The 14,756-nt window shown below is 71.9% G+C and carries 13 protein-coding genes; 2 read left to right on the plus strand and 11 right to left on the minus strand.

The annotated features are described in order from the left end of the window. Positions 1 to 200: 200 nt before the first annotated feature. Positions 201 to 1,166, minus strand: a complete 966-nt coding sequence (locus tag ACIA8X_RS01670; RefSeq protein ID WP_393449808.1) for an alpha/beta hydrolase family protein — start codon at positions 1,164 to 1,166, stop codon at positions 201 to 203. Positions 1,167 to 1,391: 225 nt separating this feature from the next. On the opposite strand from ACIA8X_RS01670, the gene ACIA8X_RS01675 reads away from it, so the two are divergent. After that, a complete protein-coding gene (locus tag ACIA8X_RS01675) occupies positions 1,392 to 2,003 on the plus strand; it encodes a TetR/AcrR family transcriptional regulator (protein ID WP_393449810.1) in 612 nt (203 codons plus the stop codon). A 15-nt stretch (positions 2,004 to 2,018) separates the two neighbouring features. Here the strand turns inward: ACIA8X_RS01675 and kynU are convergent, their stop codons facing one another. The 10 genes from kynU to ACIA8X_RS01725 form a co-directional block, all read right to left on the minus strand. Beyond that, the gene (gene kynU / locus ACIA8X_RS01680) at positions 2,019 to 3,236 is read right to left on the minus strand and encodes a kynureninase (RefSeq protein ID WP_393449813.1); all 1,218 of its coding nucleotides are present in this window, start codon (positions 3,234 to 3,236) and stop codon (positions 2,019 to 2,021) included. Beyond that, a complete protein-coding gene (locus ACIA8X_RS01685) occupies positions 3,229 to 4,101 on the minus strand; it encodes a tryptophan 2,3-dioxygenase family protein (RefSeq protein WP_393449816.1) in 873 nt (290 codons plus the stop codon). The genes kynU and ACIA8X_RS01685 overlap by 8 nt, the downstream gene beginning before the upstream one ends. 180 nt (positions 4,102 to 4,281) lie before the next feature. Then, positions 4,282 to 4,695, minus strand: coding sequence for a DUF3151 domain-containing protein (locus ACIA8X_RS01690; RefSeq protein ID WP_393449819.1), 414 nt, complete (start codon positions 4,693 to 4,695; stop codon positions 4,282 to 4,284). A 278-nt stretch (positions 4,696 to 4,973) separates the two neighbouring features. Next, positions 4,974 to 6,437: an MFS transporter gene (locus ACIA8X_RS01695; RefSeq protein WP_393449822.1), complete on the minus strand. Its 1,464-nt coding sequence runs from the start codon at positions 6,435 to 6,437 to the stop codon at positions 4,974 to 4,976. A 103-nt stretch (positions 6,438 to 6,540) separates the two neighbouring features. After that, complete coding sequence (gene fbaA / locus ACIA8X_RS01700) at positions 6,541 to 7,563, minus strand: class II fructose-bisphosphate aldolase (RefSeq protein ID WP_399457544.1); 1,023 nt, start codon at positions 7,561 to 7,563, stop codon at positions 6,541 to 6,543. Between the two features lie 156 nt (positions 7,564 to 7,719). Continuing rightward, positions 7,720 to 8,268, minus strand: coding sequence for an orotate phosphoribosyltransferase (gene pyrE, locus ACIA8X_RS01705; RefSeq protein WP_393449828.1), 549 nt, complete (start codon positions 8,266 to 8,268; stop codon positions 7,720 to 7,722). Positions 8,269 to 8,286: 18 nt separating this feature from the next. Next, a complete protein-coding gene (locus tag ACIA8X_RS01710; RefSeq protein ID WP_399457545.1) occupies positions 8,287 to 9,084 on the minus strand; it encodes an aldose 1-epimerase in 798 nt (265 codons plus the stop codon). 383 nt (positions 9,085 to 9,467) lie between these two features. Then, positions 9,468 to 10,286 (minus strand): SRPBCC domain-containing protein, encoded by an 819-nt coding sequence (locus ACIA8X_RS01715; protein ID WP_399457546.1) that lies wholly within the window; start codon positions 10,284 to 10,286, stop codon positions 9,468 to 9,470. Between the two features lie 136 nt (positions 10,287 to 10,422). Beyond that, positions 10,423 to 12,066 carry a polyamine aminopropyltransferase gene (locus ACIA8X_RS01720; RefSeq protein WP_399457547.1) on the minus strand — a complete coding sequence of 548 codons (1,644 nt, stop codon included), beginning with the start codon at positions 12,064 to 12,066 and terminating at the stop codon, positions 10,423 to 10,425. 36 nt (positions 12,067 to 12,102) lie between these two features. Continuing rightward, complete coding sequence (locus ACIA8X_RS01725) at positions 12,103 to 12,657, minus strand: DUF2617 family protein (protein WP_393449840.1); 555 nt, start codon at positions 12,655 to 12,657, stop codon at positions 12,103 to 12,105. Between the two features lie 786 nt (positions 12,658 to 13,443). Here ACIA8X_RS01725 and ACIA8X_RS01730 point away from each other — a divergent pair. Continuing rightward, the gene (locus ACIA8X_RS01730; protein ID WP_393449843.1) at positions 13,444 to 14,658 is read left to right on the plus strand and encodes a pyridoxal phosphate-dependent aminotransferase; all 1,215 of its coding nucleotides are present in this window, start codon (positions 13,444 to 13,446) and stop codon (positions 14,656 to 14,658) included. The last annotated feature ends 98 nt before the right edge of the window (positions 14,659 to 14,756 follow it).

Below are 14,756 nucleotides of genomic sequence, written 5' to 3' on the forward strand. Positions count from 1 at the left end.
TTCCAGTCCGCCCGGCCATCGGGCTTGCCTGGTTGGGAAATTACGGATCGGGACTCGTCGTCCGCGTCACGCCAGGGAGCTCATCTGCGATGTAGCTCTCAGGTATTACGGGTATCAGAGGGGCGGGCTGATGTCGGGCACTTACGGGTGCCGGAGGGCTTGCGGATATAGGTGTCAGAGATCCCGTACGAGACGACGCCTCACCACGCCAGCTGCGCGATCTCCTCCACCACCACCGCACACGCGTCAGCCGCCGGATCGATCAGCGGAAAGTGCCCGACGTCCTCCAGCAACGTCAGCCCGACGACCTCCCCCGCCTTGGCCGCCGCGTCCGCGTACGACTCGGCGACGGCGTGCGGAACGACGTCGTCCGTGCGGCCTTGGACGAGGGTCGTGGCGATGCCGGTCGGGAGCAGGAGCGCGGGGTCGGCGTACGGCCGACGCTCGGCGAACTCCACGGCTCCGCCCAGGAGTTGCCGTGCCGCTCCGCCGCAGACGTCCAGCTTGTCGGCGACCGTGAAGTCGGCGATCGGCGCCAGGGCGACCACACCTCGCAGAAGCGCGGGGCGGTCGGTGCGCCAAGGGGCGTCCGCGGGGAGGACATGGCGGGCCGCCGCCCAGAGGGCCAGGTGGCCGCCGGCGGAGTGGCCGGTGAGCACGGTCCGGCGCGAGTCGGCCTGTGGGAGCAGTTCCCGTACCAGCGCGGGCAGCGCGTCCAGCGCGGCGGCGACGTCATCGAAGGTCTCCGGCCAGCGCCCGGCGACGGGGCCACCGCCGGAACCCGCGGAGCCACCCGCACCCTCTACGCCCCCCGCAGCCTCCGCGCCCCCGGCAGCCTCCGCGACCCCCGCACCGTCCGCTCCCCCTGATGCCTCCGCCCCGCGCCGATACTCCACATTGGCCACGGCAAACCCCCGCCGCGCCAGAAAGTCCGCGAACGGCGTTACATGCCGTCGGTCGTACGGCGCCCGCCACGCCCCGCCGTGCAGCAGGACGACCAGCGGCGCCGGGCCGCCCGGACCGGCCTCGCCGCGTGGCGCGTAGAAGTCGATCACCTGATCGGGATGGTCGCCGTACGTGGCGATGGCGTCGGGGTCGACGGGCGGGTGCGAGAAGAGGGATTCCTCCTCTGCGGCGGTCCGGGCTGCTGCGACGTCGTCCGGCATGCTCCAACCTCTCAGCGGCGTAAAGGATTTGGACGGTGGTGGGGGTGTGGCGGACCAGGGTGGAGATTCGGCCGTTGGCGGGGACGGTACCAGGCGGGTGACGTGCGCCTACACGCGGATGTCACGCACGGTGAGGGTTAAACGGTTCTACTGTTTCGTTACGCTGGTGGCGCGGTGGCGATCCGCAGGTCGCATACCCGCCACACACGCACCCAGGAGGCCGACATGTCCGCCGAACCCGGCACCGTACGCCCCGGAGGGCGTACCGCGCGTGTCCGTGCGGCCGTGCTGCGGGCGGCCGGGGACGTCCTGGCGGAGCACGGATTCGACGGCCTCGACCTCGCGGACGTCGCCCGCCGCGCGGAGGTCGGCAAGACGACCGTGTACCGGCGGTGGGGCTCGGTGACGGGGCTCGTGGCCGATCTGCTCGCCGACATGGCCGAGCAGTCGTCGCCGCGCGAGGAGACCGGGTCCGTGCTGGGGGACCTGCGGGCCAACGCGACGCTGGTCCAGCGGACGTTGGCGGACCCCCGGCAGGGCGCGCTGTTCCGTGCCGTCATCGCCGCGGCGACGTGCGACGCACGGACGGCGGGCGCGCTGCGGCGGTTCTACGAGGTGCGGGTGGCGGAGTGGGCGCCGTGCGTGGACCAGGGCGTCGACAGAGGGGAGTTGCCGGCCGGGACGGACGCGGAGGCGGTCGTACGGGCCGTGTCGGCGCCCCTCTACTACCAGTTGCTGACGACCGGCGTGATCCCGGACGCCCCCGCCGCGGAGCGTGCCGCGCGGGCCGCGCATGCGGCTGCCGTGGCGGGGGCGTACGTCGGCTGGAGAGAGTGACCGGGGCAAGCGAGGTCAGCGCAGCCCCTCCCTCGGCAGCCCCTCCCCCGACAGCACCTCCCCCAACACCCGCGCCGCCCGCTCCACATCCGAGAACCCCACATACAGCGGCGTGAAGCCGAACCGCAGCACATCCGGATGCCGGAAATCGCCTACGACCCCTCGCTCGACGAGCCGCTTCATCACTTCCCCGGCGTCCTCGCACCGCAACGCCACCTGGCTGCCGCGCTCCGCGTGGGCCACCGGCGTCAACGACTCCACGCGCCCCTCCCCCGCATACGCCCCGACGCACTCCAGGAAGAAGTCCGTCAGCGCGAGCGACTTCGCCCGCACCGCCTCGATCGACACGCCGTCCCAGACCTCCAGGGCCGCCTCCAGGGCGAGCATGGAGAGGATGTCGGGCGTGCCGACGCGGCCGCGCAGGGCGCCGGAGGCCGGTGCGTAGGCGGGACGCATGCCGAAGGGCTCGGCGTGCGAGTTCCAGCCGGGCAGCGGGGAGTCGAAGCGGTCCTGGAGGTCGCGGCGTACGTACAGGTACGCCGGTGAGCCCGGGCCGCCGTTCAGGTACTTGTAGGTGCAGCCGACCGCCAGGTCCACGCCGTGCTCGTCGAGCCCGACCGGCAGCGCGCCCGCGCTGTGGCACAGGTCCCAGACGGCGAGCGCGCCCGCCGCGTGCACGGCGGCGGTCAGGGACGGCAGGTCGTGCAGCCGTCCCGAGCGGTAGTCGACGTGGTTCAGCAGGACGGCGGCCGTACGGTCGCCCAGCGCCGCCGGCACCTCCGCCGGCGTCACCGGCCGCAGCGTACAGCCGGTCATCCGGGCCGCCGACTCGGCGATGTACCCGTCGGTGGGGAAGGTCGTCGCGTCGACGAGGATCTCGTCGCGGTCGTCCCCGGCGATGCGCACCGCTGCCACAAGTGCCTTGAAAACATTGACACTTGTGGAGTCACCGACCACGATCTGGCCCGGCGCCGACCCGACCAGCGGAGCGATCCGGTCGCCGATCCGCTCGGGCGCGGTCCACCAGCCGCTCTCGTCCCAGGAACGGATCCGCAGCTCACCCCACTGCCGCCGTACGACGTCCTCGACGTGGCCGGGGACGTTCGCGGGCAGGGCGCCCAGGGAGTTGCCGTCGAGGTAGACCACCTCATCTTCGAGTACGAACCGCTTGCGGACCCCGGCCAGTTCGTCGGCGGCGTCGAGCGCGGCCGCCCTCGCCAGCGGCTCAGACATGGGACCTCGCCGTCCACAGCTCCGGGAAGACGTTCTTCTGCGCGCGCTTCTCCAGCCAGGCCACGCCGGCCGAACCGCCCGTACCGGCCTTGGCGCCCATCGCGCGCCGGGTGGCGACCAGGTGGTCGTTGCGCCAGCGCCACACCAGCTCCGCCACGTCGGTCAACGCCTCGCCGAGGCGGGTGAGTTCGGAGTTCTGGTCGCCCGCGTAGATCGCGGTCCAGACGGCCTCGACCTCGTCGGAGGGGACGTACCGCTGCGAGACGTCGCGGGTGAGGACGGCCTCGGGGATCGCGCAGCCGCGCCGGGCCAGGAACCGGAGCACCTCGTCGTAGAGGCTGGGCTCGTGCAGCGCCTTCTCCAGTTCCGCGTGGACGCGCGGGGCGCCGCGGTGCGGGACCAGCATGGACGCGGACTTCTCGGCGAGCAGGAACTCCATCCGGCGGTACATCGCCGACTGGAAGCCGGAGCCCTCGCCGAGGGCGCTGCGGTACGCGTTGAACTGGGCCGGTGTGAGCTGGCCGAGCGGCTTCCAGGAGGCGTTCAGGGCGTCCAGTTCCCGTACGGAACGCTTCAGGGCGTCGATCGCCACGGCCGGGCGGTCCTCGCGCAGGGCGTGTGCCGCCGTCTCCCACTCGTGGACGATGACCGTGAACCACAGCTCCATCACCTGGGTCGTGACCAGGAAGACCATCTCTCCGGGGTCGTCGGAGAGGGTGTGCTGGAGGTGGGTGAGCACGTCCGCCTTGACGTAGTCCTCGTACGGCGTCGTGCCTGCGAAGTCGAGATTCGGGGTCTCGGGCTCCTGGGTCTCCGTTGACGTCTCAGCGGACGTCTCCACGGGCTTGTGAGCCTGGTGGGACATTGCTGTCTCCTGTGTTGCTCCGGGTAGCGGTCCGCCCTGCCGTTATCGGCAAAGGGGCCCCGGTCCCCACCCGGCATACTCAGGGATCGCCCCGGACATCGCAAGGCCCGCCTGGTCACACCTGCCGGGCGGGCCCTGACGACGGTCGCTTCCGCCGGGGCTTGTCCGACGGAGCCTGTCCTAGCCCAGCGTCTGTGCCGCCGTCGGCGAGGAGTCCTTCAGGAACTGTGTGCAGCGCTCGTACTCCTCCTGCTCGCCGATCGCTCCGGCGGCGCGGGCGAGGGCGTGCAGGGCGCGCAGGAAGCCGCGGTTCGGCTCGTGCTCCCAGGGGACGGGGCCGTGGCCCTTCCAGCCGCTGCGGCGCAGGGCGTCCAGGCCGCGGTGGTAGCCCGTACGGGCGTAGGCGTACGACTCCACGACGCTGCCGCGCTCGAAGGCGTCGTCGGCCAGTTGGGCCCAGGCCAGCGAGGAGGTGGGGTACTTCGCGGCGACGTCCGCGGGGGCCGTGCCGGCGGCGAGGAGCTCGCGCGGGCCGGGGTCGTCGGGGAGGTGGGTCGGGGGCGGTCCCCCGAGGAGGTTTTCGTGAATGGCCATGGGGTCCAGTCTGGCCCATGGGGCGGGTACGGCGGGGCGGTGTGGCTCCGCCATGGCTGCGGCGTGGTGAGCGCCGGGTTTTCCTCGCCCCCGCCGCCCCTTCCCATCCCGTCCCTGGGGGCTCCGCCCCCAGACCCCCGTTTCGGCCCTTAAGGGGCCTCGTCCTCAAACGCCGGACGGGCTGAAATCAGCCCCTCCGGCGTTTGAGGAGCGGGGTCTGGGGCGGAGCCCCAGAAGGACGGGAAGGGTAGGGGCGGCGGGGGCGAACTCAAAACCACCTACAACCGCCCCCTGCTCCGCACCCCCTCCAACGGCGGCGCCGTCACCCCACCATGCGTGCGGCACTCCGGCCGGGTGCAGTCCGGTGGCAGGCGTCGTACCGTCGCGAAGGCGAGCAGCGCGCCGGCGACCAGAACCCCCGCGCACAGGACCATCGCCTGGTCGAACGCGTCATCGAAGGCGCCCGGTGAGCGGTACGCCTCCTGGCCCATCCCGGTCAGCAGCGGCAGCGCGGCCACCGCCACCAACCCCGCCGCGCGGGCCGCCGCGTTGTTGATGCCGCTGGCCAGACCCGCCCGGGAGACGTCCACCGAGGCGAGGACGGTCGCGGTCAGCGGGGCGACCAGGGTGACCAGGCCGAGGCCCAGGACGAGGACGGCGGGGAGTACGTCGGCGACGTACGAGGCGTCCGGGCCGACCCGCAGCATCAGCAGCATGCCGACCGCGCACAGCAGGGGCCCGACGGTGAGCGGGATGCGCGGGCCGATGCGGTCGGCCAGGGCGCCGGAGCGGGCGGAGAGGAGCAGCATCAGGAGGGTCGTCGGGAGCAGTGCCGTACCGGCGCCGAGGGCCGAGTAGCCGGAGACGACCTGGAGCTGGAGCGCGGCGAGGAAGAAGAAACCGCCGAGGGCCGCGTACACGCACAGGGTGACGACGTTGACCGCGGTGAACTGGCGGGACGCGAAGATGTCGGGCGGCATCATCGGATCGGGGCGCCGCTTCTCGACGACCACGAAGGCGATACCCGCCACCACGCCCGCCACCGCCGTCACGGCCACTACCACCCCGCCCTCCGGGGCCTCGATCAGCGCGTACGTCACCAGGGCCAGGGACGCGGCGCCCAGAAACGCGCCGAGTACGTCGAAGCGGCCGTGCTTGGTGCCGTCGCCCGACTCGGGGACATGCCGTACGGCGATCGGCGCGCACAGCAGGGCCAGCGGGACGTTGAGCAAGAACACCCAGCGCCAGCCCGGCCCGTCCACCAGCCAGCCGCCCAGGAACGGGCCGATCGCCGCGCCGATGCCGCCGAACCCGGACCACAAACCCACCGCCCGTCCCCGGTCGTCGGGGTGGAAGGACGCCTGGATGAGCGCGAGCGAGCCCGGCGTGAGCAGCGCCCCGCCGATGCCCTGCAGGGCCCGGGCCGCGATGAGCACCCCCGCGTTCGGGGCGAGCCCGCACAGCAGCGAGGCGACGGCGAACCACACGACCCCGATGACGAAGATCCGGCGCCGCCCGTACCGGTCCCCCAGCGAACCGCCCAGCAGGATCAGCCCGGCCAGCGTCAACATGTACGCGTTGACCGTCCACTGGAGGCCGGCGAGGTCGGCGTCCAGGTCCTCGCCGATGCGCGGGAGGGCGACGTTGACGACGGTCGAGTCCAGCATGGCCATGCTGGAGCCGAGCACGGTGGTGAGCAGGATCCACTTGCCTTGCGGCGAGGCCAGCCGGACATCGGGCATGACCTCACATATACACCCGCCCGCTACGCCCACATACGAAACGAGCCCGGTGCCGTGGCACCGGGCTCGTCGCGGAGAACGCGGAGAACGCGCAGAACGCGGGTTACTTGATCTTCGTACCCGTGGAGCGCAGGTTGGCGCACGCCTCGGTCACGCGCGCGGCCATGCTCGCCTCGGCCAGCTTGCCCCAGGTACGGGGGTCGTAGGTCTTCTTCGACCCGACCTCACCGTCGACCTTGAGCACACCGTCGTAGTTCTTGAACATGTGGTCGGCGACCGGACGCGTGAAGGCGTACTGCGTGTCGGTGTCGATGTTCATCTTGACGACGCCGTTGTCCAGCGCGATCGCGATCTCCTCCTCGGAGGAGCCGGAGCCGCCGTGGAAGACGAAGTCGAACGGCGAGGCCTTGCCGTACTTGGCGGCGACGCCCTCGTTCAGCTCCTTGAGCAGGTCGGGACGGAGCACGACGTTGCCCGGCTTGTACACGCCGTGCACGTTGCCGAAGGACGCGGCGAGCAGGTAGCGGCCCTTCTCACCGAGACCGAGCGCCTCGACCGTACGGATGGCGTCGTCGACCGTCGTGTAGAGCGAGTCGTTGATCTCGTGCGAGACGCCGTCCTCCTCGCCGCCGGTCGGGGTGATCTCGACCTCAAGGATGATCTTCGCGGCGCGGGCGCGCTCCAGCAGCTCCTGCGCGATGGAGAGGTTGTCGGCCAGGGTCTCGGCCGAGCCGTCCCACATGTGCGACTGGAACAGCGGGTTCTCACCGCGCGCGACGCGCTCCTCGGACACGGCGAGCAGCGGACGTACGTACCCGTCGAGCTTGTCCTTCGGGCAGTGGTCCGTGTGCAGGGCGACGGTGATGTCGTACTTCTTGGCGACGATGTGCGCGAACTCGGCCAGGGCGACGGCGCCGATGACCATGTCCTTGCTGTGCTGACCGCCCAGGAACTCGGCGCCACCCGTCGAGATCTGGATGATGCCGTCGCTCTCCGCCTCCGCGAAACCGCGCAGGGCCGCGTGCAGGGTCTGGGACGAGGTCACGTTGATGGCCGGGTAGGCGAACTTGCCTGCCTTCGCCCGGTCGAGCATCTCGTTGTAGACCTCGGGGGTTGCGATGGGCATCTGTCCGCTCCTTGAGTGTGCGGGTTGACGTACTACGTAGCTGCGTACGGCGTTCTGCTTACGGCCCTGACCTAGACCTTGGGGGGTGTGACGTCATCGTCGGCCCCATCTTTCCAGACGAACCGGGATGCTCCGAGCGCCCCTCGGCCCCGTCCGTCAGTCGAGACCGAGCTCGTCCTTGGAGTAGGCGAAGAGGTACGGCACACCGGCCCCCTCCTGGATCTTCTCGGCCGCGCCGGTGGCCCGGTCGACGATCGTCGCGACGGCGACGACCTCGGCGCCGGCCGCCCGCACGGCCTCGACGGCGGTCAGCGGCGAGCCCCCGGTGGTGGAGGTGTCCTCGACGACGAGCACGCGCCGCCCCGCGATGTCCGGCCCTTCGACCTGCCGCTGCAGCCCGTGCGCCTTGGCGGCCTTGCGGACGACGAAGGCGTCCAGCCTTTTCCCGCGCGCGGCGGCGGCGTGCAGCATCGCGCCGGCGACGGGGTCGGCGCCCATGGTCAGCCCGCCCACCGCGTCGAACTCCAGCTCCGCGGTCAGGTCGAGCAGCACCTGCCCGACCAGGGGGGCCGCCTCCCCGTCGAGGGTGATGCGCCGAAGGTCGACGTAGTAGTCGGCTTCCAGACCCGACGACAGGGTCACCTTGCCGTGCACCACGGCCTTGTCCTTGATCTGCTGCAGCAGCTCGCCGCGTACGTCAGTCATGCCTGTCAGCTTAGAAGCTCACAGTCGCCGCCAGGTCCAGGTGGTCGTGGCCTCCAGCGGCTCCAGGGGCGTGACCAGCCGGGGCAGGGTGTTCAGCCCGTTGGGCGGCCCGGTCTGCGGCTCGACACACACGGCGGCCTCCTGCTCGTCGTACACGACGACCCACTCCTCCCGGCTGCCGACCTTCAGCTCCAGCTGCCCCGGCCAGGTGAGGGTGACGTCGACGCCGCCGGGCATGCCGAAGCAGTCGTCCCAGGGTCCGGGCCGGGGATCGATGCGATGGCCCGTCGGCAGGTGGTCGTCCCCGCGCTCCTCCTGCCAGGCGGGCGAGAAATCGAGCCGTACGTCCTGGGCACCATCACCACCGAGGTTCCGGTTGAACCAGGGGTGCCAGCCGATCTGGGCCGGGAACGACGCGTCGTACGTCTCGACGGACATGGTGAGGCTGAGGCTGTCCGGGGTGAGCGCGACGACATGGGTGACGCGACCGGCGTACGGCCACGGCTCGACCAGGTCGTACGTGATGACGGCCTCGCCCTCGGCGACCCGGGCGACGCTCCAGGCGCCGTCCCGCACGGTGCCGTGGATGGCGTTCGGCGGCGCGTTGAGCGGCATCTGCCGTACCTCGGCCCCATCAAGGAACCGCCCGTCCCGGATCCGCCCGCACCAGGGAACCATCGGAAAACACCCGAACCGCTCCCCCTGCCGCAACAACTCCGTCCCCCCGACGCGCAGCCCTCCGACCCGCCCACCGTTCCCCGGCAGCACGTCCACCTCCGCGTCACCCGCGGTCAGCGTGATGTCATCGTTACTCACGGGACGACCCTACTGGGACGATCAAGGCGCCAGAAGAGGATCCAGTCCCAACGACCACGAGCACGGCCACCTCTTGACCCCGGCCAGGCATTCCAGCCCGTCCGGCCGTTTGAGGGGGCGCCCTGGTGGAGCGACGGTAACTCCTCGACGCCGACCCGAGCATTCCAGCCCGTCCGGCGTTTGAGGACGAGGTCCCGCCGTCCCGACCCCCCACCCACCCGCTGGGTCCGTGTTGGTGGAGCGACGGCGACTTCCAGGCGCCGGCCCAGGCGTTTCAGCCCGTCCGGCGTTTGAGGACGAGGCCCCTTAAGGGCCGAAACGGGGGTCTGGGGGCGGAGCCCCCAGGGACGGGACGGGTAGGGGCGGCGGGGGCGAAACACCCTTCAGCGACGCCGCCGCAACATCCGCCCCACCACAATCGCCGAAGCCACCACAATCGCCGCAGCCGGAGCCGCCCACCGCAACGTGGAGTTCGGCGCCACCGTCTGCGGCGCGGGAACCGGCGCATACCGCCCCCGCGGCGGCGCATGATCCACTTCCTCCGCACTACGCCCGATCATCGTCCGCCGAGCATGCGCCGCCTCGGCAACGGGCGGCTCACCGGCACCCTCACCCGCCGCAGGCGCAGACGCAGATTCAGGCGCCGGCTCAGACACAGGCACAGGCGCATCATCCGCATCCGGCGTCGTCTCGAACTCACTGGTCACCCGCGGTTCGAACTCCCCCGGCGCCAGGCCCTCCTCCAGCCCCTCACCTTCGCCGACTTCAGCCCGCTCCTCCCCCGCAGCAACCCCCAGATTCTCCGCAAACCGACTCAGCAGCCGCGTCACCGCCGCCCCCACCGCATCCCCCGGCAACTCCGACACCCGCCCGTCCGCCGAGGCCGTCCCCTCGAACCGCACCGTGGAGCCCTCCTCCGCCTCCACCAACCGCAGCGTGAGCGCGAGCTTCACCGAGCCGCTGCCGCGCGCCTCACCGGCGTCACCCTCGACGGCGTACGAACCGTCCTCGCGCGCGGAGAGCCGTACGACCCCCCGGTAGGTGATGGTGTGCCCGCTGATCCGCACCTTCAGCCGCCCGGTCACGGGCTCGGCTCCGGCGTCCTGCTGAAGCCCGGGAACCGCCCGGGCCACCCGCGCGGGGTCGGCCAGGACCTCCCTGAGCCGCTCGGCCACAACCGGAACGAACACCTCATGCTCCATGGTCACCGAGCCTACCCAGCACGGAGCGAAACGCACCCGCGCATCCTGGGATTCGCCCCGCCCGCACTCCCGCCGGGCGTACCCTTCCGCCCCTCAGCCCCACCCTCTACCCCCCCACCCTCAACCCACCACCCCGTCAGTACCGCGGATGCACCAACGTCGAGGCCCCCAACCCCCCGACCCGCGTCCTTTCCACCGCCCGCGCATCCGCCACCAGCCCCTCCTGCGTCAACGTCCCCGGCCGCGGCGCCCCCTGCCCGCCCGGGAGCCGCAGCACCGGCCGCTGCTCATGGCTCGCCAGGATGAACCCCCAGTCGTGCGGTGCCCGGGTCGGGCCCGCCAAGCGGTCCGGGCCCGACGCGAAGCCGGAGACGTGGCCCGTGGCGCGGTAGGGGGCGGTGCGCAGGCCCACGGCGCGCAGGGTCGTGTCGACCGTCCAGAAGACGCGGGGGCGGGAGGAGACCGGCCCGGCGTGCACCGCGAGGCGACCGCGCGGGGTGAGGGCGCGGCGGGCCAGGCCGTAGAACTCCTGCGAGTACAGCTTCGTGCTGGCCGTGATGCCGGGGTCGGGCAGGTCCGAGATGACGACGTCGTACGTCGCCGGCGGCGCCGCCCGCAGCCAGTGGAAGGCGTCGTCCGTCATGACGTGGACGCGCTCGTCGTCGTACGCATGCCCGTTCAGGTCGGACAGCGGAGGGTCCCGGCGCGCCAGCCGCACGACCTCCGGGTCGACCTCGACGACGTCGACCCGGTGCACCCCGGCATGGCGCAGCACCTCGCGCACCGCCAGCCCGTCCCCGCCGCCGAGGATCAGCACGCGCGTGTGCTCGCCGCTCATCGCGGGGTGGACCAGCGCCTCGTGGTAGCGGCGTTCGTCCTGGCCGCTGACCCTGAGGCGGCCGTCGAGGAAGAGGTCGAGCGGGCTGCCGTGCGTGCCGCCGGTGATGACGACCTCCTGGACGTCCGTCTGGAGCGCCACCCGTACGTCCCGCCCGTACACCGCGTGCCGCGCCGCCCGTTCGAAGTCGTCGACGAGTACGGCGGCGGAGGCGAGGACGCCGAGCACCGTGACGTTGGCGATCACCAGCAGCCAGCGGGCGCGGAGCGTGAGGTCCCCCCGGAACAGGCCGAGGACCAGCGCGCCGCCCGCGACGGCGTTGACCGCGCCGGTGATCAGGGTCGACGTCAGCTGGCCCAGCAGTGGCAGCAGGAGGAAGGGGAACGCCAGGCCGCCGACCAGCGCGCCGACGTAGTCCGCGGCGAACAGGTCGGCGACGGCGCCGCCCGCGTCCTGGCGCCGGATGCGCTGGATCAGCTCCATCAGCAGCGGCACTTCGGCGCCGATCAGCAGGCCGATGGTGAGGGAGAAGGCGACGAGGAGGTAGCGGGGGCCGTCGGCCCACGGGCCGCCCCAGTCACCGGTCCAGGCGAAGACGGCGTACAGGGCGAGGGCGCTGCAGCCGCCGACGAGGGCGAGGACGGCCTCGATGGCGCCGAACCCGGCCGCGGCGAGCGGCCGCAGCCGCTTGGCGACGAGGGAGCCGACGCCCATCGCGAAGACCATGACGGACAGGACGACGGAGGCCTGGGTGACCGAGTCACCCATCAAGTACGAGGCGAGGGCGACGAGTTCGAGTTCGTACACGAGTCCGCAGGCGGCGCAGACGAAGACGCACACGAGGACCAGGAACCGTCCGGTGCCCTGCCGGACCGGGAGCCGCGGCGGGCCGGCCCAGGGTGGCGGAGCGCCGGGTGGTGCGGGCGCGTGCGGGTCGATCACGTTGCCGACGGTACGTCACGGTGCGGGCACGCCTGGTCACCCACACGTGTGTTGTTGAGGCTCGGGACGTTTGTGTCTCCGCCCGCGGGGCCGAACTCCCACCCGCGACCGCGTGGCCACCAACTGCCCGTCCTGCGGGTAGGCGTGCCACGTCCGCCAGTGAACCTGCCCCTGGTGGTACTGGGCGAGCAGCGCGGTGAAGGCGTGCGGGCTGCCGGGGAACACACCGGCGAGGCCGTGCGGGTGGTCGGCGACCAGGGCCAGCAACTCCTGTGCGCGGCCCACGAACTGGCCCGGCGACAGGATCTCCACCCGGGCCGCGAACTCGTACTCCCAGTCACCCGCCCGCTTGGCCACCCCGAGCGGAAGCGGCGTGCTGCTGCCGGGCATACAGGCCACCGTCTCCGAACAGTCGCCCCGCTCCTCCTCCACCAGCACCTGGTGGGACGCGCCGAGCAGTCTCAACTGGAGCTTCGCACCGGCCAGTTCGAGATCCAGCGTGGCCAGCGCGGGCAGCGGCTCCCGCCCCAGGGCCCAGGCGAGGTCGGCCGCGCGCGTGTCGGTATAGGCGGTGTTCAGGGTCGTGAGCATGGGTCGGCTCCGCAAGCACGCAAAGAAGGGAGGTGTCGGTCTCCGGCGCACCCCGGCCGGCTCCGGGAGTCGGCCGGGTCAGCCCGGTCGGCCGGTCAGAAGGGGTGTCCGCGGGACGTCCGAGGGGCTGCGTTGGGGGAATTAACTGAATCATGAACTGTGGCGCCCCCACAGCGTTTTTACCCAAGTTCGTGGGCTTTCCATCCCTCAGAGGGCTTATAGGCTCAACTGTTCAACTCCGGCGTACGCCGGGGCGCGGACGCCCCCGCCGTGAGCCGTACGCAAGGCCGTCCTGGGAACACGAAAGCGGGGCCGGTCCCAGGTACCGGCCCCGCTCCGCCAGGATGCGGTTCCCCCTTCTCGGGGAGCTCAGCTGCCCCGTGTCAGCTGCCTCCGCCACCGCATCCGCCTCCGCCCCCGCCTCCTCCGCAGGACGAGCCGCCTCCGCAGGACGAGCTGCTCGAGCAGGACGAACCCCCGCCTCCGCTGTCTCCCCCGCCGGCCCACCAGCCGCCGCCTCCGCCGTCGTACGAGCTCCCCCCGTGCGAGGACGTGCGGTGGCCCGAACGGCCACCGGCGCGGGCGATGGAGACAACGATCACCACGAACAACACTGCTACCAGCAGCCCGATGAAGATCGTGACCATGGCGTCAGCTCCTTCCGTTCCCCCGAAGCGGACCCAGGCGTCCCCCCGTGGGCGCCATCCGCTCGGTGCGTGCGAGTGAGATGCCCGGCCGTCTCACGACCCAAAGCAGAGTTGAGGAACTCCAGAGCTTGAGCGCAGGATGACGGGCATGACCTCCACCTCCCGCCCCCTGCTCAACCGCCGGCTCGCCGAGTTCGGGACGACGATCTTCGCCGAGATGTCCGCGCTGGCCCTGCGGACCGGTTCCATCAACCTCGGTCAGGGCTTCCCCGACACCGACGGACCCGAGGAGGTCCGTGAGGCGGCGGTACGGGCGCTGCGCGACGGGCGCGGCAACCAGTACCCGCCGGGCCCCGGCGTCCCCGAGCTGCGCACCGCCGTCGCCGCGCACCAGGAGCGGCGCTACGGGCTGTCGTACGACCCGGACACGGAGGTCCTGGTCACGGCCGGGGCCACGGAGGCCATCGCGGCCACGCTGCTCGCCCTCCTGGAGCCCGGCGACGAGGTGATCGCCTTCGAGCCGTACTACGACTCGTACGCCGCCTGCATCGCGATGGCGGGCGGCACGCGCGTGCCGGTCACCTTGCGGCCACACGTCGACGAGGGCGCGAGCTTCCGGCTCGACCTCGACGAGCTGCGCGCCGCCGTCACCGACCGCACCCGGCTGCTGCTGATCAACACCCCGCACAACCCCACCGGCACGGTCCTCACCCGCGAGGAGCTGACCGCGATCGCCGAGCTGGCGGTGGAGCGGGACCTGCTCGTGGTCACCGACGAGGTGTACGAGCACCTCGTCTTCGACGACGCCGAGCACCTGCCGCTCGCCACCTTCCCGGGGATGCGGGAGCGGACGGTGACCATCGGGTCGGCGGGCAAGACGTTCTCCTTCACCGGCTGGAAGGTCGGCTGGGTGACCGCGCCGTCCGCCCTGGTCACGGCGGTGCGCTCGGCGAAGCAGTTCCTGACGTACGTCTCGTCGGGGCCGTTCCAGTACGCGGTCGCCGAGGCGCTCGCCCTCCCGGACAGCTACTTCGCGGCCTTCCGCGCGGACATGCTGGCCAAGCGGGACCTGCTGGCGACGGGGCTGGTGGAGGCGGGATTCGAGGTGTTCAAGCCCGCCGGCACGTACTTCATCACCACCGACATCCGGCCTCTCGGCGCCGAGCTGTCCAAGGAGGGGGACGGCTTCGCCTTCTGCCGGGCCCTGCCGGAGCTGGCCGGGGTGGTCGCCATCCCCAACGCGGTCTTCTACGACCACCGGGAGGCGGGGGCGCCGTTCGTGCGGTTCGCGTTCTGCAAGCAGACGGGTGTGCTGGAGGAGGCGGTGCGGCGGCTCAAGTCACTGGCCGGCTGAGCACTACAGGGTCGTCCACACCCTGTGGACGGCCCTGTACAGCACGAACCCGGCCCGGCACGCGACCGTGGTGGCCGGTGCCCTGGCCGGGCTCTGCG

The organism is Streptomyces sp. NPDC051738 (assembly GCF_044453205.1).
GTDB lineage: Bacteria > Actinomycetota > Actinomycetes > Streptomycetales > Streptomycetaceae > Streptomyces.

Coding starts and splice junctions, on each gene's coding strand:
- ACIA8X_RS01670 (WP_393449808.1), bottom strand. CDS start 1,166: ATGCCGGACGACGTCGCAGCAGCCCGGACCGCCGCAGAGGAGGAATCC.
- ACIA8X_RS01675 (WP_393449810.1), top strand. CDS start 1,392: ATGTCCGCCGAACCCGGCACCGTACGCCCCGGAGGGCGTACCGCGCGT.
- kynU (WP_393449813.1), bottom strand. CDS start 3,236: ATGTCTGAGCCGCTGGCGAGGGCGGCCGCGCTCGACGCCGCCGACGAA.
- ACIA8X_RS01685 (WP_393449816.1), bottom strand. CDS start 4,101: ATGTCCCACCAGGCTCACAAGCCCGTGGAGACGTCCGCTGAGACGTCA.
- ACIA8X_RS01690 (WP_393449819.1), bottom strand. CDS start 4,695: ATGGCCATTCACGAAAACCTCCTCGGGGGACCGCCCCCGACCCACCTC.
- ACIA8X_RS01695 (WP_393449822.1), bottom strand. CDS start 6,437: ATGCCCGATGTCCGGCTGGCCTCGCCGCAAGGCAAGTGGATCCTGCTC.
- fbaA (WP_399457544.1), bottom strand. CDS start 7,563: ATGCCCATCGCAACCCCCGAGGTCTACAACGAGATGCTCGACCGGGCG.
- pyrE (WP_393449828.1), bottom strand. CDS start 8,268: ATGACTGACGTACGCGGCGAGCTGCTGCAGCAGATCAAGGACAAGGCC.
- ACIA8X_RS01715 (WP_399457546.1), bottom strand. CDS start 10,286: ATGGAGCATGAGGTGTTCGTTCCGGTTGTGGCCGAGCGGCTCAGGGAG.
- ACIA8X_RS01725 (WP_393449840.1), bottom strand. CDS start 12,657: ATGCTCACGACCCTGAACACCGCCTATACCGACACGCGCGCGGCCGAC.
- ACIA8X_RS01730 (WP_393449843.1), top strand. CDS start 13,444: ATGACGGGCATGACCTCCACCTCCCGCCCCCTGCTCAACCGCCGGCTC.